Below are 18,409 nucleotides of genomic sequence, written 5' to 3' on the forward strand. Positions count from 1 at the left end.
GGGTGGGGCGGGGGGTTCAGCGGGCCTGGTGGGCGCGCGGGAAGGAGTGGAGATGCACGCGGACCTGGGCGGCTTCGGCACCCGGCGCCGCGTCGGACTCCGGGGCGGCGGCGCGGTACGTCTCGACGACGGCGTGCAACTTCTCGTTGAGCTCATGGAGTTGGGCGGCGGTGAGGTTCAGGGTGAAGTCGCTCAGGTCGCCGCTGGTGGACCACGGCTCCGGCCAGTCGTGCATGGTGGCGAGCCAGGTCGAGAGCTCCTGGGTGTGGATGCCGGCGATCTCGTGCAGGAACAGGTTGGCCGCGCCCCGCACCTCCGGATCGCTGCTGGTGTGCAGGTCGTCGGCGAACGAGGTGCCGTTGTGCACCGCCTTCCACCAGCGCTCGCGCCCCTTGCCGCGCGCCGGGTCGTCCTCGACGAAGCCGTGCGTGGCGAGCTGGCGCAGGTGGTAGCTGGTCGCCCCGCTCGACTCGCCCAGCCGGTCGCCCAGTTGGGAGGCCGTGGCCGGCCCGTCGTGGCGAAGCGACTTCAGGATGCGGATGCGCAGGGGGTGGGCGAGGCCGCGCAGGGAGCGCGCGTCGAGGATGCGCTCCCCGGCGGCGTTCTGGGGGTGCGGGGCGGCGGGCCGCTGGTTCTCGGGCATGACCCAAAGGTAGCTCTGCAAAGAGACCCTTGCAACACTTTCTTTGCATGAACTTCTTTGCATCGAGTTCTTTGTACGCTCATGCCCCGCGGCGGGCCCCGCGGCGGGCCCCGCGGCGGGCCCCGCGGCGGGCTCCCGGCCCGGACCCGCCCCCCTCCGCGCCTCACCCCTTCTTGATGAACCCCTCCCGCACCAGCCACTCCAGCGCCACGTCGTGCGGGTCCCGGCCGTCCACGTCGACCTCGGCGTTGAGCTGCCGGGCGATCCCGGTCGTCAGCCTGGCGCTGAGCGGGTCGAGCAGGGCCGCGATCGCCGGGTACTTCTCGTACGTCCGGCGGTGCACCGCCGGCGCGGCGTTGTAGTTGGGGAAGAAGTGCTTGTCGTCCTGGACGGTCGCCAGATTCATCGCCTGGATGCGGCCGTCGGTGGTGAACACCTCGCCCAGCAGACAGGAGTTGGACTTGGACACCTGGGTGTAGATGATCCCGGCGTCCATCTTCTGGATGTTGGAGGCGGGGATCGACATCCCGTACGCCTTCTCCATGCCGGGCAGCCCGTCCTCGCGCGAGGCGAACTCGTTCTCCACGCAGATCGTCACCGCCGAGGGATCCTTCTTGGAGAGCGCGGCGACGTCCGAGAGCGTCTTGAGGTGGTACTTGGCGTTGTTGGACTGGCTGATCCCCAGCGAATACGTGTTGTTCAGGGTCGACTGCGGCAGCCAGGTCACGCCGTTCTTCAGGTCCGCGTCGCGCACCGCCCGCCACTGCGCCTGGGGGTCGGTGATCGGCTTGCTGTTGCCCTGATAGGTGATCCACGCCGTGCCGGTGTAGTCGTACATCGCGTCCGCGTCGCCCTTCGCGATCGCCTCGCGGGCGCTGATCGAGCCCGGCAGGTTCGTCCGGTCGAGGACCTCGGCGCCGGCCGCCTTGAAGACCAGGCCGACCATCTGGCCCAGGACGATGTTCTCGCTGAAGTTCTTCGACGTGACCGTCAGGGAGGCCCCCTTCAGGGGCAGGCCCTGGCCGATCGAGCCGGGCAGCACGTCGTCCACCAGCGGCGAGCCCGACTTGAGCCCGCAGCCGGACACCACGGCGAGCAGCGCGAGCGAGCCGGTGGCGGCGAGCAGTGCCGTACGCGGATGCCGCATCACTCCACCTCCAGTCCGCGCGGGGTCAGCGCGACCTCGGCCAGCGACGCCAGCCAGTCCACGAGCAGGGCCAGGGCCACCGTCAGGATCGAGCCGAGGACCAGGACCGGCATGCGCTGGGTCTGGATGCCGGAGGTGATCAGGTCGCCGAGGCCGCCCCCGCCGCCGAAGGTGGCGAGCGTGGCGGTGCCGACGTTCAGGACCAGCGCGGTCCGCACCCCCGCGAGGATCAGCGGCACCGCGAGCGGCAGTTCGACCTTGCCCAGGGTGCCGAGCGCCGACATGCCGATGCCCCGGGACGCCTCGACGAGCTGGGGGTCGATCGCGCGCAGCCCCGCCACCGTGTTGGAGAGCACCGGCAGGACCGCGTAGATCACCATGCCGACGATCGCCGTGCCGGGCCCGATGCCGAGCCAGATCACCAGGAGCGCCAACAGGCCGATGGCCGGGGTGGCCTGGCCGATGTTGGCGACCGCGGTGACCAGCGGCGCCGCCCGGCTCACCCCGCGCCGGGTCAGCGCGATGCCGAGCGGGATCGCGATGATCAGCACCCAGAACGTGGAGATCGCGGTCAGCTTCACGTGCTGCCACAGCCGGAGTTGGACATTGCCGTGGTCGAGGGAGTTCTTCGCGATCGAGTCCAGGTCGACATGGGTGATCCAGACGTAGGTGATCACCAGGACGACCGCGAGCACCACCGGCAGGAAGACCAGCTTGCGCCAGGTGATCCGGCGGGCCGGCCTGCCCGGCGCCGGACTCGCCTCGTCCTCGGGCTCGGCGAGCGGGCCGGGCAGCTCGTCGCGGAAGGCGCGACCGCCGACCTCGTGCTCGCCCGGCGGGCGCTCGGCGGGGGCGGAGCTCCTGGGCGTCATGGCTGCTTCGCACCGCCCTCCAGCTCCTGTTCGGTCTGGTGGTGGCGGTGCTCTTCGAGGTCGTGCTGGTGCTCGATGGCGGTCAGCCGGTCGGCCTCCAGGAGTTCGTGCACGGAGTTCATCAGGGTCTCCATGTCGACGACGCCGATGTACTCGCCGCGCCGCCCGGTCACCGCGACCCGGCCGCCGGAGTCGATGAGCACGGCCTCCAGGGCGTCGTGCAGCGTCGCGTCCCGGGTCACCGTGTCGTGCACCATCTGCCCGGCCCGCGCGAGCGAGCCCTTGGCGCGCATCAGATCGCCGCGCCGCAGCCACTTGTAGGGGCGGTTCCTGCGGTCCAGCATGAGCAGTTCGTTGTGCGGGCCGCTGCGGAGCTTGTTGAAGATCGACTGGAGTGGGTCGTCCACGGTGACCGTGGGGAACTCGGCCATCTCCACATCCCGTACGCGGGTGAGGTTGAGGCGCTTGAGGGCGGCGCCCGCGCCGACGAACCCGGAGACGAAGTCGTCCGCGGGGTTGGTGAGGATGGCCTCCGGAGTGTCGAACTGAGCGATGTGCGAGCGTTCGCGCAGCACGGCGATCCGGTCGCCCAGTTTGATCGCCTCGTCGAAGTCGTGGGTGACGAAGACGATCGTCTTGTGCAGCTCGTGCTGGAGGCGGATCAGCTCGTCCTGGAGGTGGTCGCGGGTGATCGGGTCGACGGCGCCGAACGGCTCGTCCATCAGGAGCACCGGCGGATCGGCCGCCAACGCCCTTGCCACGCCCACCCGTTGCTGCTGTCCGCCGGAGAGCTGGCGCGGATAGCGGCCGTGGAACTCGCGCGGATCGAGCCCGACCAGGTCCAGCATCTCCTCGACCCGGTCCTTCACCTTCGCCCTGGACCAGCCGACCATCTTCGGGACGAGCGCGATGTTCTCGGCGACCGTCATGTGCGGGAAGAGCCCGGACGACTGGATTGCGTAACCGACCTTGCGGCGCAGTTTCACCGGGTCGATGTCGGTGACGTCCTCGTCGTCGATCCGGATACGGCCGGATGTCGGTTCGATCAACCGGTTGATCATCTTGAGCGTGGTCGACTTGCCACAGCCCGAAGGCCCCACGAAGACGACGGTCTCGCCCGCCTTGATCTCCATGGTGACGCTGTCCACGGCGGGGTTGGGGTTGCCCGGATACCGCTTGGTCAGCTCCTCCAACTGGATGGAGGCCCCCGAGGCGGAGCCGCCCGGGGCCGACGCACCGGCGGACCCGGATCGCTCGGGCTCGGACCGCTCGGAGGCTGACCGTTCGGAGACGGATCGTTCGGACTCGGATCGCTCAGACACGGATCCCCCTCGGGATGGTGAGACGGCCGATCAGGACGTACGCCGCGTCGAAGAGCAGGGCGAGCACCACGATGCCGAGGGTTCCGGCGAGCACCTGGTTGATGGCGTTGGCGCTGCCCAGCGAGGCGATTCCGCGGAAGATCTCGTTGCCGAGCCCGGGGCCGGAGGCGTACGCCGCGATCGCCGCGATGCCCATCAGCATCTGCGTGGAGACCCGGATGCCGGTCAGGATCGGCGGCCAGGCCAGCGGGAGTTCGACCCGCAGCAGCCGGGCGGGGCGCGACATCCCGATGCCCTTGGCGGCGTCCACGAGGGAGGGGTCCACGCCGCGCAGTCCCACGATCGCGTTGCGCACGATCGGCAGCAGCCCGTACAGCGTCAGGGTGACGACGGTGGGCGCCACCCCGAGCCCCACCAGCGGGATCAGCAGACCGATCATGGCGAGCGAGGGGATGGTCAGGACCGTCGAGGTGGAGGTGATCGCGAGGCCCGCCGCCCAGCCGCTGCGGTAGGTCACCACCCCGATGAGGATGCCGAGCACGGTCGCGATCACCATGCACTGGAACACGGCGCTCGCGTGCTGGAGGGCGTCGGTGAGCAGCTGTTGGTGCCTGCTGGACAGATAGTCCCAGAAGCCCACGCGCTCACCCCTGTCGGTCCTCGGTCAGCCACCGCCGGGCACGGAGTCCTGACCCGCCTGCTCCACCAGCGGGATGATCCGCAGCGGGACCGGGTTCTCCATGACGATCGCCGTGGAGGCCCGGACAATGCCATCAAAACCGACAACCCGGTCGATCACCCGCTGGAGATCGGCGTTGGAGCGCGCCACCAGGCGGCACAGCATGTCGCCGTGGCCGGTGGTGGTGTGCAGCTCCAGGACCTCCGGCACGGACGCCAAGTGGGCCCGCACGTCGGCCCCCTGGCCCTGTTTGATCTCCAGCGTGGCGAAGGCGGTGACCGGATAACCGAGCGCCGCCGGGTCGACGTCGGGGCCGAAACCCCGGATGACTCCATTGGACTGAAGCCGGTCCAGGCGCGCCTGGACCGTGCCGCGCGCCACGCCGAGCCGCCGGGACGCCTCCAGGACCCCGATGCGGGGCTCCCGGGCGAGCAGCACGATCAGCCGCCCGTCCAAATGATCGATCGCCATGTCCGCCTCCGGATGGTCATCATGTACAGAACGCCCTCCCATCCTGGCGATTCACCGCACACATTGACCAGTGAAAACGCAAACTATTGCGCAGCCTGCCACCCGGGGTGACCCTCCCTCTATGACTGAGACCATCGATCACACCCCCGAAACCGCGCGGCAGGCCGACCCCTTCCCGGTGAAGGGCATGGACGCGGTCGTCTTCGCCGTGGGCAACGCCAAGCAGGCCGCGCACTACTACTCGACGGCCTTCGGCATGAAGCTGGTCGCGTACTCCGGACCGGAGAACGGCAGCCGTGAGACGGCCAGCTACGTGCTGACCAGCGGCGGCGCCCGCTTCGTCTTCACCTCCGTGATCAAGGCCACCAGCGAGCGGGGCCGCTTCCTGGCCGAGCACGTCGCCGAGCACGGCGACGGCGTGGTGGACCTCGCCATCGAGGTGCCGGACGCGCGGGCCGCGTACGCGTACGCCACCGAGCACGGCGCCACCGGTCTCCAGGAGCCGCACGAGGTCTCCGACGAGCACGGCACCGTCGTCCTCGCCGCGATCGCCACCTACGGCAAGACCCGGCACACCCTGGTCGAGCGCTCCGGCTACGACGGCCCCTACCTGCCGGGCTTCGTCGAGGCGGCGCCGATGGTCGAGCCGGTCCAGAAGCGCTTCTTCCAGGCGATCGACCACTGCGTGGGCAACGTCGAACTCGGCAAGATGAACGACTGGGTGGCGTTCTACAACAACGTCATGGGCTTCACCAACATGAAGGAGTTCGTGGGCGACGACATCGCCACCGAGTACTCCGCACTCATGTCGAAGGTCGTCGCCGACGGCACCCTCAAGGTGAAGTTCCCGCTCAACGAGCCGGCCATCGCCAAGAAGAAGTCGCAGATCGACGAGTACCTGGAGTTCTACGGCGGCCCCGGCGTCCAGCACATCGCGCTGGCCACCAACGACATCGTCGCCTCGGTCCGGGCCATGCGCGCGGCCGGCGTGCAGTTCCTGGACACCCCCGACTCGTACTACGACACCCTCGGCGAGTGGGCCGGCGAGACCCGGGTGCCGGTCGAGACGCTGCGCGAGCTGAAGATCCTGGTCGACCGCGACGAGGACGGCTACCTGCTCCAGATCTTCACCAAGCCGGTGCAGGACCGCCCGACCGTCTTCTTCGAAATGATCGAGCGGCACGGTTCGATGGGATTCGGCAAGGGCAACTTCAAGGCCCTGTTCGAGGCGATCGAGCGCGAGCAGGAGCTGCGGGGCAACCTCTGACCTGCAACTGCGCGCGCCCGTACGGTAATTGAGTTACCGTCATGAGTCAGCGGCCCCACGGACCTGACCCGTGGGGCCGCTGTCTTCGTGCCCGCCCGGCGCCGCCCTCAGTGCCGCTGCGAGGGTTTGGCGGGTTTGGCGGGCCGGGGCTTGGCCGGCCGCTTGGCCCCCTGGCCCGACTGGCCGGACTGGCCCGACTGGCCGGACTGGCTCGACGACGAGCCGGACGACGAGGAGCCCTCACCCCCGGAGCCGGAACCCGAACCGGAGCCCGACGGCCCCGACGCGGCGGCGGCCGCCACATGGCCGTACATGTCCCTCGGGCCGCCCTCGGGCGGCTCGCCGAGCGCCGTGAGTGCCTCCTTCGCCTTCGGTCCGAGCAGCGGTGAGAAGTACGGGTTGGTGCGCAGCGCGTCCTGGAGATGGCGTCGTGCGGCGCCCGACTGGCCCAACTCCCGCTCGATGACAGCCTGGTGATAGGAGAACAGGGCGCTGCGCACGCCCGAGTCGGTCGCCTTCCTCACATGCGTCAGGCCCTCCTCCGGCTCGCCCGCCCGGTACATCGCCCAGCCGAGCGCGTCCTCCACGGCCGGACTCGGATGCGCCTTCCACTCGGCTTCGAGCCGGTCCACCGCTGCGTGCGCCGACCCGTGGTCGGCCTCGAACCGGCCGAGCACCAAGGCGTCGTCCACTCCGTTGGAGCCGTCGCGCGCGGCCAGCTCCTGGAGTTTGCCGAACCAGGTGCGCGCGTCCCCGTCCAGGCCCTGGGACTCGTACAACTCGCCCAGTTCCAGCAGGTATTCGGGGCGCGGAAGCACCGCGACGGCCGCCAGGTAGTCGCGCTGGGCGTCCTGCTTCCTCCCGAGCCCGGCCTCGGCCCTGGCCCGGCCCGCGAGCGCGGCGTGCGCGCCGGGGTCGGTGCGAAGGGCCGCCTCGTAGCGCGCCAGGGCCGCCTCCGGCTCGCCCCGCTCCCACGCCAGGTCGCCCGCCGCCACCAGCGAGGCCGCCTTCTGCACGGGCGAGGTGGCGTGCGCGATCGCCTCGTCCAGAGCGACCGAGGCGTCCTCGCGCCAGCCGTGCGCGCGGTAGACCTCGGCCGCCTGCGTCAACGCGGCCGGTCCCTCCCGCAGTTCGAGCAGCCGCTCCACCGCCTTGGCGGCGCCCTTCGCGTCGCCGAGCCCGTTGTACGCCTCGATCAGCGGCGGGTAGAGCGTCCAGCGGTCCGCCTTGCGGGCGCGTACGGACTCGGCCAGGGTGCGGGCCGCCGCGTAGTCGTGCCGCGCGTTGGCGAGGGCCGCGAGCCCGGTCTCGGCGTCCAGGTTGTCCTTGGGCCGCACTTCGAGGGAGCGCCGCAGCGCCCACTCGGCCCGCGGATAGAACGAGGAGTCCGCGCCGCGCACGCCCCGCTCCAGATAGGCCGAGCCGAGCACCGCCCAGGACGCCTCGTCCTTGGGGTGGGTGCGCACCCAGGCGGCCCGGTCGGTGATCAGCGCCGTCACATCGGCCACCGACGCGGGCGCCCCGCCGGTCACCGCCGTCAGGGCCCGGGCCGCCGGACCCGGCGCGGGCGGCGGCGCCTTCGGTCCCTGGTCGTCCGGCATGATCAGCACGACGCCACCGATCAGCACGCCCGCCGCGAGGGCCACCCGTACGGTCCGCTTCAGCGCCTTGGGCGGCCCCGACCGGGGCGAGGTCCGCCGGGCCGCGGCCGAGGCCGAAAGCCACGCCGCCCGCCGTGCCGCGTCCGCATCCTGTTCGGTCTTCGCGATCTCCATGGCGCTCACTGTGCGTCAATACGAAGAGCGCACCGCGCACCGCCCGACCGGCCGGGGAAAGGGTTCACACCGATGGCCCCGGGTGCCAGGCTGAGGGAATGGACGATCTTCTCGTACGGCTGCGGGAGCACCTCCCGGCGGACGCCGTCATCACCGACCCCGACATCACCGGCGGTTACGCCCACGACATGGCGAGCTTCTGCGCGGCGGGCGCCCCGGCCGTGGTGGTGCTGCCCCGCACCGTCGAGCAGGTCCAGCACGTGATGCGCACCGCGACGGCGCTGCGGGTGCCCGTCGTGCCGCAGGGCGCCCGCACCGGTCTTTCCGGCGCGGCCAACGCCAGCGACGGCTGCATCGTCCTGTCGCTGGTCAAGATGGACCGCATCCTGGAGATCAACCCGGTCGACCGGGTCGCGGTCGTCGAACCCGGCGTCATCAACGCCGTCCTGTCGCGCGAGGTCAAGGAGAGGGGGCTCTACTACCCGCCGGATCCGTCGAGTTGGGAGATGTGCACCATCGGCGGCAACATCGGCACCGCGTCCGGCGGTCTGTGCTGTGTGAAGTACGGGGTGACCGCCGAGTACGTCCTCGGTCTTGAGGTGGTCCTCGCCGACGGGCGGCTGATGAGCACCGGCCGGCGCACCGCCAAGGGGGTCGCCGGGTACGACCTGACCCGGCTGTTCGTGGGCTCCGAGGGCAGCCTCGGCATCGTTGTCAAAGCGGTGCTCGCGCTGCGGCCCTCGCCGCCGCCCCAGCTCGTGCTCGCCGCCGAGTTCGCCACCGCCGCGGCCGCCTGCGAGGCCGTCGTACGGATCATGGAGCGGGGGCACACCCCGTCCCTGCTGGAGCTCATGGACCGCACCACCATCCAGGCCGTCAACCGCATGGCGAACATGGGCCTGCCCGACAGCACCGAGGCCCTGCTGCTCGCCGCCTTCGACACCCCGGACCCGGCGGCCGACCTCGCCGCCGTCGGCGAGCTGTGCACCGCCGCGGGCGCCACCCAGGTGGTTCCGGCCGAGGACGCGGCGGAGTCCGAACTGCTGCTCCAGGCACGCCGGTTGTCGCTCACCGCCCTCGAAACGATCAAACCGGCCACGATGATCGACGACGTGTGCGTTCCCCGCTCGAAGCTCGCCGCGATGATCGAAGGAACATCGGCGATCGCCGCCAAGTACGACCTGACCATCGGGGTCTGCGCGCACGCGGGCGACGGCAACACCCACCCCGTGGTCTGCTTCGACGCCGCCGACGAGGACGAGTCGCGGCGCGCCCGCGAGTCGTTCGACGAGATCATGGCGCTCGGCCTGGAGCTGGGCGGCACCATCACCGGCGAACACGGCGTCGGCGTCCTGAAGAAGGAGTGGCTGGCCCGCGAGCTCGGCCCGGTCGGCGTCGAGATGCAGCGCGCGGTCAAGCACGCCTTCGACCCGCTGGGTCTGCTCAACCCGGGCAAGCTGTTCTGAGCGCGGGCCCTCACGCGCCGTCCTCCGGGCGCGACTCGTCCGAGGGCCAGGGGTCGCGCAGCCACAGCTCGTCCACGCCGCGCCCGGTGGCCGGGGCGAGCAACTCGGCGAGGCCGTCGTCGATGCCGAGCCGCTCGGTCTCGGAACCCGGCGGCACCGCCCGCAGCGTCCGCTCCAGCCACGCCGAGACCTGGGCGGAGGGCGCTTCGAGCAGCGCGTCGCCGTCCGGCGAGGTGAGCGCCATCAGGACCACGTTGCGCCCCTCCACCTTGGTCGGCCAGACCCGCACATCCCCGTGCCCGCACGGCCTGAACACCCCCTCGACCAGCAGCTCGCGCGCGAAGGTCCAGTGCACGGGCGTCTCGGAGCCGACGTGGAAGGTGATGTGCACGGCGTAGGGGTCGTCGGTGCGGTAGGTGAGCCGGGCCGGCACGGGGATGCTGCGCTCGGGCGACAGCACCAGCTTGAGCTCCAGTTCGCGTTCCACGACGGTGTGCATGAGGCGTCCCTCTTCTCTTCCCGGTACGGGCCGGTACGAGGTCCCGTACGTCGTACGTCGTCGTGCCGGCGGCACGGGGCCCGGGGGCGGGCCGTACCGGGTGAGAGCGGGTTGTCGCGCGGCGATTACGCGACTTCGGGGATTTTTTTCCGGGGGATTTGCCCACCCACCCCGCCCGTAAGCGCAGGGTTGGATGGTTCCGGGCCCCCTGGGGCTCCGCCCCAGACCCCGTTCGCGCCTGAACGGCGCTCGTCCTCAAACGCCGGACGGGCTGAAATGCCCGATGCGGGCCAGCACCAGTACCGCTAAGGGGCGCGGGGAACTGCGCGAAAAGCGACCAGGGCCCGCAGACGACCGGGGTTTTAGGGGCGCGGGGAACTGCGCGACCAGCCACCTGCGGCCCGCAGACGAAAGCGGGTTTCCAGGGGCGCGAGGAACCGCGCGAGAAGCGACCAGGGCCCGCACACGACGGGGGTTTTAGGGGCGCGGGGAACTGCGCGACCAGCCACCTGCGGCCCGCAGACGAAAGCGGGTTTCCAGGGGCGCGAGGAACCGCGCGAGAAGCGACCACGGCCCGCAGACCGAAGAGGGGTTGAGGGGCGCGAGGAACTGCGCGAGAAGCGACCACGGTCCGCAGGCCGGAGGGGGCTGGGGGCGCGACCACGGCCCGCAGGGCGGAGGGGGCTGGGGCGTGGCCGTTACGGCGGGCCCGAGCCGTTGAGCCAGCTCGCCCCGTACGCCGCGGAGGCGAGGGACAGGGCGGCCACCACCGCCACCGCCCGCGCCGTCCGCATCCGGGACAGGGCGAGCGCCACCGGAAGCAGCAGCGGGAAGGCGGGCAGCAGCAGCCGGGGCTTGGAGCCGAAGTAGCCCGACGAGCACAGCGCGAGCGCCATGACGATGCCGGTGTAGACGAGCAGGGGCAGCGGCTGACCGCCCCGCACGCACCTCGCGTACGCCCAGAGCGCCAGCGCGGTACCCGCGGTCAGACCCAGCCCGGCCAGCACGACGGGCCAGCCGCCGAGGTGGTCCACGATGAACGTCCCGTACGCCAGGCCCCCGTCGAAGCCGTTGCCCCACTCGGCCTGCACATCGAGATAGCCGAACACGCTCCCGCGCCGGGCCCCGACCCACAGCACATAGCCCGCCGCGCCGAGCGGCGCCACCACCGCCCCGGCGAGCATCCGCGCGTCCACACGACGGGTGCGCCGCGCCTCGACGACGGCCCCCGCCCACAGCGCGGCGGCGACCGCGAGCCCCACCGGGCGGGTGAGCCCCGCGAGGGAGGCGAGCAGCCCGGCCTCGACCCAGCGCCGTCGCAGCACCGAGTACAGCGCCCAGGCGGCCAGCGCGGTGAACAGGGCCTCGCTGTACGCCATCGACTGCACGATCCCGACCGGCACCGCCGCCCACAGCGCCGCGAGCAGCAGCCCGGCCCGGTGGCCATGGAGGTGATGGCCCGTCAGATACAGGCCCCACGCGGCGAGCGGCCCCGCGACGCCGCTGACGAGCAGGCCCGCGTCGCCGGGGCCGAGCGGGCTCACCGCGGCGAGGGCCCGTTCGAGCCAGGGGAGCAGCGGGAAGAACGCGAGGTCGGACAGGACTCTGCCGTCGGGCGCGGTCAGCGTGAAGTCGTACCCCGACTCCACGACCCGCGCGTACCAGAGCGAGTCCCAGCGCGCCGACAGCAAGGCGTGGGCGTCCTTGCCGTCGGCCCGGGACCACAGCGCGAGGGCGAGCAGGCCGAGCGCGCGGATCGCGGCGAAGGCGCCCACCGCCGACCAGGCGCGCCGCGCCCCGGACACCGCCGCCGGGGTGCGGGTCGCCCCTTCCCCGTGCCGGGTCGGGCCAAGCCCCACGCTCATCGCCCACTCGCCTTCCTGACCGGCCGGGCCGGGTGCACCAGTTCGAACCGCAACGACTGTACGCACCGGCCCGACCCCGCCGTGCGGCCCGGGCCCGCTATCACACCCGGCCCCGGCATCGCTCGTACGCGGGCTTCCTGCCCGGCTTCCCCCCACCGGGCCCCGGGTTCTTCGTTAGGGTCGCTCCGACGGGACCGGCCGGGCGCCGGGGTTTTTCGACGCGCCGGGAGGGGTCCGGCGCGTGCCGGGGGCCCCACGCCCGGCGGCACCCGTCGCGCAGGCCCTAATGTCCTCCTGGGACAAGCGGAAGCGCGCGGTCGGCACCCGGTCCGGCCGGTGTTCCGCGGCAGAGGTCAAGAGTGCTGGATCGAAACGGAGTTGGGGACATGGCGACGGTTCCGCCCGACAGTGACGGGAGTTCAGCCCGGGAGGGGTATTACCCGGACCCGTCCATTCCCGGATATGTCCGGTACTGGAACGGGGTCTCCTGGGTGCCCGGTACGAGTCGGCCGGCCCCCGCCGCGGGTGAGGCGCCGCCCACCCCGCCGCCGGGCGCCGCCCCTGCCCCGGGACCCTCGCTCGCCGCCGTGCCGCCGGCCCGCGGCGCCGTCGCCGAGGAGACGGGCCCGGTCTTCCTCGACGAGCCCGAGGCCTCGGCCGCCTCCGCCCAGGAAGAGTCCGGCGCCCGGTCGCAGCCCGCCTGGCACGCGGACGCCGCCCACCAGTCCGGCTTCGGCGGCGACCAGGACCGCCGGGTCTCCTGGGGGCAGCCGGTCGATCCGCGCGGGCTCCCGGAGGCCGAGTCCCGGTCCCTGCCCGACCCCCGCCGGCTGCCCGACCCCCGCCGCCCGGAGGCCGCGCAGCCCACGCCCACCCGCCCCTTCGGGGAGCCCGCGCGGCCCGGCGGCCCGGCGGCGCACCAGAACCCTCAGCACACCGCGCAGCCCGTACAGGCCGCGCACCCGGCGCCGCCCGCGCGGTCCGCCCCATCCGCCCAGCCCGGTCCGTTCGGGCCGTTCGCCGCGGCGGCGCCGCCGGCCGCCGTCGAGCCGACGCCCGTGCGGCCCCAACTGCCCACCTCCGCCGACCCGTTGGGGGCCGTACCGACGGGCTCCGCGTACTCCGCGCCCGCGCCGAACCAGGCCCCGGCGCCCGCCCCCACGCCCGCCCCGGCGAGCCCACAGCCCCTGCCGGGCCCGGCCCGGCCCGGTCCCGTCGAGCCGCACCCCGCCGTTCCCGCGTCGCCGATGACGGACGGGCCCGGGGGAGGGGCCGCGTCCTGGGCGCAGCAGGTGCACCGGCTCGCGCAGCCCGACGCGCAGGCGCCCGAGCCGGTCGTGCCCTGGAAGCCCCCGGTCGACGACCCGTTCCTGCGCGCGGCCCGGGAGCAGGCCTCGGCCAGACCCGCCGGCCTCGGCAGACGGCTGATCGCGCGGCTCATCGACACCGTGCTGCTCGGCGCCCTCGTCGGGGGCCTGGCCGTACCGCTCCTGGCCCGGGTCGCCGATCACGTCCAGCAGAAGATCGACGCGGCGAAGCTGTCGGGGCAGACGGTCACCGTCTACCTCCTGGACGGCACGACGGCCGGTCTCCTCGGCATCGTCCTCGGCGCGTTCCTCGTCCTCGGCCTGCTGTACGAGGCGCTGCCCACCGCCAAGTGGGGCCGCACGCTCGGCAAGAGGCTGTGCGGGGTGCAGGTGCGCGGCATCGAGTCGTACGAGCCGCCGACGTTCGGCCAGGCGGTGCGCCGCTGGCTCGTCCACGGGGTGCTCGGGCTGCTCGCGATCGGTGTGGTCAACGTCGCGTGGTGCCTGTTCGACCGCCCCTGGCGCCAGTGCTGGCACGACAAGGCGGCCCACACCTTCGTGGCGCAGGGGTAGGTCCGGGCCGTTCGCGGGGGCGGGCCGGGCCTCTGCGGCCTCCCCCGAACGGCGTCCCTCCGGTCGCGGTCGCATCGCGCGCGCGTTGCACTACCGGCATGAGTACCGATCAGCCGCCGCCCGGTCAGCCGCCCGAGGACGACCCGTTCCTCAAGAAGCCGTCAGAGCCTCCCCAGGGCGGTTCTCCCTACGGCGGCACGCAGCCGCCTCCGGGGCGGCCGCCCGGTGACTCGCCCTACGGTTCGGGTCCGCCGTCCGGCGGTGAGGGCCCCTATGGCGCTCCGCCTCCGCCGTCCGGCGCGGGTGGCCCGTACGGCGGGCCGCCTCCCCCCGGGGGCGGCTCGCCGTACGGCAGCGCCCCGCCACCGCCCTCCGACCCCTACGGGGGTCAGTACGGCGGTGTCGACCCGCTGGCCGGGATGCCGCCGCTCGCCGACTTCGGCAAGCGGTTCCTGGCCCGCTTCATCGACTTCCTCATCATCGCGATCCCGCTCGGCCTGATCGAGTGGGCGACCAGCGACCGGGTCGTCATCTCCACCTCGGACAACGGCGACTCCGGTACCGAGGTGATCAGCAAGGCGTACTCCGGCAGCGGACTGCTCTGGCTGCTGATCACGCTCGTCGTCTACATCGGCTACGACACCCTGATGGTGTCGAAGTCCGGGCAGACGCTCGGCAAGAAGCTGCTCGGGCTGCGGGTGGCGATGCTCAACGACGGCAGCGTGCCCACCACCAACGCGGCGCTCGCCCGGGCGGCCGTGCTGTGGGCGCCGTTCGTGCTCTGCTGCTACTGCCTGTGGGACATCGTCCTGGGCATCACGATCGTGACGGACAAGCCGTACCGGCAGGGCTGGCACGACAAGGCCGGCAAGACGGTGGTGGTCTCAACTCCGCAGTGAGTGCTGGCGGGTCGCCGCCCGCTGCTCGCGAGGGGCCACCACGCTTCCCCACTGCCTCGACGGCGAGGCGGTGGCCCCCGCGGCGGACGTCTCGACGACGGCCGCACGGTTCACCGGTGCCGCATCCGCGGCCGGGACCGTGCGGCCGTCGGCGTTGGCGTCCGCGCGCGCCCGGCGGGCGGCCAGCGGCATGGGGACCGTCACGGCGACGAGCAGACCCAGGAGCAGCGCGGCGAGCACGATGACCGCCACCCCGACGCCGGACTCGGTGCGGGAGAGCAGCAGCATGGCGACGGTCGAGAAGACGACGGTGGCCGAACCGTAGGAGAGCTGTGCGGCAGTGGGACGCGGCATGGCGTTATCCGTCCTCATGGTTCGGATAGGGGGGCGAGCCTTTGACCGTTCTCAACCGGCGGCGGGCCACCGGATCGCACTGCCAAGCGACTCTACGTCGGTCCATGCCCGAGCGGAACTGTTGGTAAGCGTGACCTAACCCACGGTGCCGGTGCACAGGGGGCGCACGGAGTCATTCCCCGAAGCGACCCCGTCCGCATGTCGAGATGTGTGCACCTGATGTCCCGGTCTGTTACCACATCTGTCGCGTTCGGATAGCGGAACTCCACTTCTGCATAATGTACTTGGCACGAACAAGTCAAGATCTGTCTTTTCCTTGGTAACTCCGGTCCAATGTCGTCACTTGAGACGCGTGTCGAGCACCGGAACCAGCCCTTCACCCCCCGGTTCGTGCCGGCCGCGGGGGAGGAAAACGTCAAGTGACCAGCAGCAGGAGGGCGGCCAGAGCCGCCGCCGTGCTCGTGGCTCTCGCCACGGCCGGCGCCACGGGCTCGGCATACGCCACGGCCCAGGCCGACTCGAAGGCCCCGGCGCCCGTTCAGCGCCAGGACCCGTCGACGGCCAACGGCCAGGAGCACAACCTCAAGGGCCCGTTCAGCGACCAGCAGGCCCAGCAGCGCCAGGCGGCGCTGGAGCAGGTGATATCCGGCAAGAAGAAGGTCGAGAAGCGCGGCGCTTCCGACGTGGTCAAGCTCAGCGACAAGAAGTACGTCGAGCTCGGCCGCGAGAAGACCGACAAGATCTTCACGATCCTGGTGGAGTTCGGCGACCAGGTCGACAACACCACGATGTACGACCCCGACGGCCCCGACGGCCCCAAGCCGCCGCAGCCGAAGTACGGGGGCACCCCCGGCCCGCTGCACAACCAGATAGCCAAGCCGGACCGTTCGAAGGACAACTCGACGGCCTGGCAGGCGGATTACAACCAGAAGCACTTCCAGGACCTGTACTTCGGTACGGGCAAGAACGTCAACTCGCTCAAGACGTACTACGAGAAGACGTCCTCGGGTCGCTACTCGGTCGACGGTCAGGTCACCGACTGGGTCAAGATCCCGTACAACGAGGCCCGTTACGGCTCCAACTACTGCGGCCAGACCAACTGCGCCAACGTGTGGGACACCGTCCGTGACGGCGTCAACGCCTGGGTCGCCGACCAGAAGGCCAAGGGCCAGACGGACGCGCAGATCAAGGCGACCCTGGGTCAGTACGACCAGTGGGACCGCAACGACTACAACAACAACGGCAACTTCAACGAGCCCGACGGCTACATCGATCACTTCCAGATCGTGCACGCCGGCGAGGACGAGTCCGCGGGCGGCGGCGCGCAGGCCACCAACGCCCTGTGGGCGCACCGCTGGTACGCCTACGGCACGGACGCGGGCAAGACCGGCCCGGCGAACAACAAGGCCGGCGGCACCCAGATCGGTGACACCGGGATGTGGGTCGGCGACTACACGATGCAGCCGGAGAACGGCGGCCTCGGCGTCTTCGCGCACGAGTACGGCCACGACCTCGGTCTGCCGGACCTCTACGACACCACCAACACCGCCGAGAACTCGGTCGGTTTCTGGTCCCTGATGTCGGCGGGCTCCTGGCTCGGCACCGGCAAGGACTCCATCGGCGACCTGCCCGGCGACATGACGGCGTGGGACAAGCTCCAGCTCGGCTGGCTCGACTACGCCTCGGTGAAGGCGGGTTCGAAGATCACCGCCAAGCTGGGCGTCTCGGAGTACAACACCAAGAACAACCAGGCGCTCGTCGTCGAGCTGCCCAAGAAGGAAGTCACCACCACCGTCGTCAAGCCCGTCGAGGGTTCGAAGCAGTGGTGGAGCGGCATGGGTGACAACCTCAACAACACCCTGACCCGCTCGGTCGACCTCACCGGCAAGTCCAAGGCGTCCCTGGACCTCTCGGGCTGGTGGGACATCGAGAAGGACTACGACTTCCTCTACACCGAGGTCTCCACGGACGACGGCGCCAGCTGGAACGCGATCGACGGCACCGCCGACGGCAAGGCCATCACGCGCGACTCCAGCGACAAGCCGGCCCTGACCGACGCGTCTGGCGCGTACAAGAAGCTCTCGTACCCGCTCGACCAGTACGCGGGCCACAAGATCCAGCTCCGCTTCCGCTACCAGACGGACGGCGGCGCGGGCGGCAAGGGCTTCACCGCCGACGCGATCACCGTCACCGCCGACGGCACCGCGGTGGTCACCGACGGCGCCGAGGGTGGCGACAACGGCTGGGCGGCGAAGAACTTCACCCGCATCGGGGAGTCCTTCACCAACGACTACCCGCAGTACTACCTCGCGGAGAACCGCCAGTACGTCTCGTACGACACGACCCTCAAGGTCGGCCCGTACAACTTCGGCTTCTCCACGACCCGTCCGAGCTGGGTCGAGCACTACCCGTACCAGCGGGGCCTGCTCATCTGGCTCTGGGACACCTCCCAGAAGGACAACAACGTCTCGGCCCACCCGGGCCAGGGCCTGATCCTGCCGGTCGACGCGCACGCCAAGCCGCTCAAGTGGGCCGACGGCACGCTGCTCCGCAACAAGATCCAGCCGTTCGACGCGCCGTTCAGCCAGTACCGGACGGACGCCTTCACGCTGCACAAGGCGGACGTGGCGACGAAGATCAAGTCGCAGGCCGGCGTCCCGGTCTTCGACGACCACCAGGGCACGTACTGGTACGCCGAGAACCCGACGGGCAGCGTCAAGGTTCCTGACACCAAGACGCGGATCTCGATCGTCGACCAGCCGTGGAACGGTCAGACGATCACGGTGAAGGTCGGCACCTCCACCAAGTAATTGCTGAACCCGCAGGTCAAACCATGATCGGCCGTCGCCCTCTAGCGGGCGGCGGCCGATCGTGTTTAGGTGCGTCCTACGAGTCCTTATTGACAGCGGGTCCAACGCGGCAGTGATCGCGGGCCCGGCAGATCGTCTTGCAGGGGGAGTGGTCCGGCATGCCCGGCGGAGGTTATTGCAAGTTGCCCGGCGGCAGCGTGGTCGTCGCGCTGACGCTGCCGAACCCGGCCGCGCCGGGCAGTGACGTGCGCGTCCTGGTGCACGCCGTCAACCGCGCCCGAGCCCTGACCAGGCTCCGCAACCTCGGGTTGCGCGCGGTCTATCTGCGCGGCCAGACCGAGCCGCCGACGCTGGACGAGATCACCGCCGTCCTGCACCACCCCGACGGCCTGCTGTGGCGCACGGCCCCGGAGACCACCGAGGAGCTCTGGCACCCGATACGGGCGCTGCTGCGCTGACC

At 71.3% G+C, this 18,409-nt stretch carries 16 protein-coding genes; 6 read left to right on the top strand and 10 right to left on the bottom strand.

The genetic code is table 11. The features are described 5' to 3' along the window. Positions 1 to 16: 16 nt before the first annotated feature. The 6 genes from N4G70_RS00510 to N4G70_RS00535 form a co-directional block, all read right to left on the bottom strand. Entirely contained in the window at positions 17 to 643 is a 627-nt protein-coding gene (locus N4G70_RS00510) for a transcriptional regulator (RefSeq protein WP_261710337.1), read from the bottom strand. Positions 644 to 806: 163 nt separating this feature from the next. Beyond that, on the bottom strand, positions 807 to 1,790 hold the full coding sequence (locus N4G70_RS00515) for a glycine betaine ABC transporter substrate-binding protein (protein WP_261710338.1): 984 nt from the start codon (positions 1,788 to 1,790) through the stop codon (positions 807 to 809). After that, positions 1,790 to 2,662 carry an ABC transporter permease gene (locus N4G70_RS00520; protein ID WP_261710339.1) on the bottom strand — a complete coding sequence of 291 codons (873 nt, stop codon included), beginning with the start codon at positions 2,660 to 2,662 and terminating at the stop codon, positions 1,790 to 1,792. The genes N4G70_RS00515 and N4G70_RS00520 overlap by 1 nt, the downstream gene beginning before the upstream one ends. After that, positions 2,659 to 3,861, bottom strand: a complete 1,203-nt coding sequence (locus tag N4G70_RS00525) for an ABC transporter ATP-binding protein (RefSeq protein WP_261711319.1) — start codon at positions 3,859 to 3,861, stop codon at positions 2,659 to 2,661. The genes N4G70_RS00520 and N4G70_RS00525 overlap by 4 nt, the downstream gene beginning before the upstream one ends. A gap of 115 nt (positions 3,862 to 3,976) precedes the next feature. After that, positions 3,977 to 4,624, bottom strand: coding sequence for an ABC transporter permease (locus tag N4G70_RS00530; RefSeq protein WP_261710340.1), 648 nt, complete (start codon positions 4,622 to 4,624; stop codon positions 3,977 to 3,979). A gap of 24 nt (positions 4,625 to 4,648) precedes the next feature. Further along, a complete protein-coding gene (locus N4G70_RS00535; protein WP_120723151.1) occupies positions 4,649 to 5,134 on the bottom strand; it encodes an Lrp/AsnC family transcriptional regulator in 486 nt (161 codons plus the stop codon). Positions 5,135 to 5,255: 121 nt separating this feature from the next. Here N4G70_RS00535 and hppD point away from each other — a divergent pair, with 121 nt between their 5' ends. Next, positions 5,256 to 6,401 carry a 4-hydroxyphenylpyruvate dioxygenase gene (hppD, locus tag N4G70_RS00540; protein ID WP_261710342.1) on the top strand — a complete coding sequence of 382 codons (1,146 nt, stop codon included), beginning with the start codon at positions 5,256 to 5,258 and terminating at the stop codon, positions 6,399 to 6,401. Between the two features lie 107 nt (positions 6,402 to 6,508). Here hppD and N4G70_RS00545 read toward each other — a convergent pair whose 3' ends face one another. Further along, the gene (locus N4G70_RS00545; protein WP_261710343.1) at positions 6,509 to 8,176 is read right to left on the bottom strand and encodes a lipopolysaccharide assembly protein LapB; all 1,668 of its coding nucleotides are present in this window, start codon (positions 8,174 to 8,176) and stop codon (positions 6,509 to 6,511) included. A gap of 98 nt (positions 8,177 to 8,274) precedes the next feature. Between N4G70_RS00545 and N4G70_RS00550 the strand changes: the two genes are divergently transcribed. After that, positions 8,275 to 9,642 carry an FAD-binding oxidoreductase gene (locus N4G70_RS00550; protein ID WP_261710344.1) on the top strand — a complete coding sequence of 456 codons (1,368 nt, stop codon included), beginning with the start codon at positions 8,275 to 8,277 and terminating at the stop codon, positions 9,640 to 9,642. A gap of 10 nt (positions 9,643 to 9,652) precedes the next feature. On the opposite strand, the gene N4G70_RS00555 is transcribed toward N4G70_RS00550, so the two are convergent. Together N4G70_RS00555 and N4G70_RS00560 are read right to left on the bottom strand one after the other, a co-directional pair. After that, complete coding sequence (locus N4G70_RS00555) at positions 9,653 to 10,141, bottom strand: SsgA family sporulation/cell division regulator (protein ID WP_261710345.1); 489 nt, start codon at positions 10,139 to 10,141, stop codon at positions 9,653 to 9,655. A 698-nt stretch (positions 10,142 to 10,839) separates the two neighbouring features. Continuing rightward, on the bottom strand, positions 10,840 to 12,006 hold the full coding sequence (locus N4G70_RS00560) for a glycosyltransferase family 39 protein (RefSeq protein ID WP_261710346.1): 1,167 nt from the start codon (positions 12,004 to 12,006) through the stop codon (positions 10,840 to 10,842). A gap of 386 nt (positions 12,007 to 12,392) precedes the next feature. On the opposite strand from N4G70_RS00560, the gene N4G70_RS00565 reads away from it, so the two are divergent. Together N4G70_RS00565 and N4G70_RS00570 are read left to right on the top strand one after the other, a co-directional pair. Beyond that, positions 12,393 to 13,886, top strand: coding sequence for an RDD family protein (locus tag N4G70_RS00565; RefSeq protein ID WP_261710347.1), 1,494 nt, complete (start codon positions 12,393 to 12,395; stop codon positions 13,884 to 13,886). Positions 13,887 to 13,984: 98 nt separating this feature from the next. Next, positions 13,985 to 14,785 (top strand): RDD family protein, encoded by an 801-nt coding sequence (locus N4G70_RS00570; protein WP_261710348.1) that lies wholly within the window; start codon positions 13,985 to 13,987, stop codon positions 14,783 to 14,785. Here N4G70_RS00570 and N4G70_RS00575 read toward each other — a convergent pair. Further along, positions 14,771 to 15,139, bottom strand: a complete 369-nt coding sequence (locus tag N4G70_RS00575) for a hypothetical protein (RefSeq protein WP_261710349.1) — start codon at positions 15,137 to 15,139, stop codon at positions 14,771 to 14,773. The two genes, N4G70_RS00570 and N4G70_RS00575, sit on opposite strands and share 15 nt — an antisense overlap. A gap of 419 nt (positions 15,140 to 15,558) precedes the next feature. On the opposite strand from N4G70_RS00575, the gene N4G70_RS00580 reads away from it, so the two are divergent. Continuing rightward, the gene (locus tag N4G70_RS00580) at positions 15,559 to 17,949 is read left to right on the top strand and encodes an immune inhibitor A (protein ID WP_261710350.1); all 2,391 of its coding nucleotides are present in this window, start codon (positions 15,559 to 15,561) and stop codon (positions 17,947 to 17,949) included. A 158-nt stretch (positions 17,950 to 18,107) separates the two neighbouring features. Continuing rightward, a complete protein-coding gene (locus N4G70_RS00585; RefSeq protein ID WP_120723159.1) occupies positions 18,108 to 18,407 on the top strand; it encodes a hypothetical protein in 300 nt (99 codons plus the stop codon). Positions 18,408 to 18,409 lie beyond the last annotated feature (2 nt).

It is taken from the genome of Streptomyces sp. ASQP_92, from assembly GCF_025399895.1.
Taxonomy (GTDB): domain Bacteria; phylum Actinomycetota; class Actinomycetes; order Streptomycetales; family Streptomycetaceae; genus Streptomyces.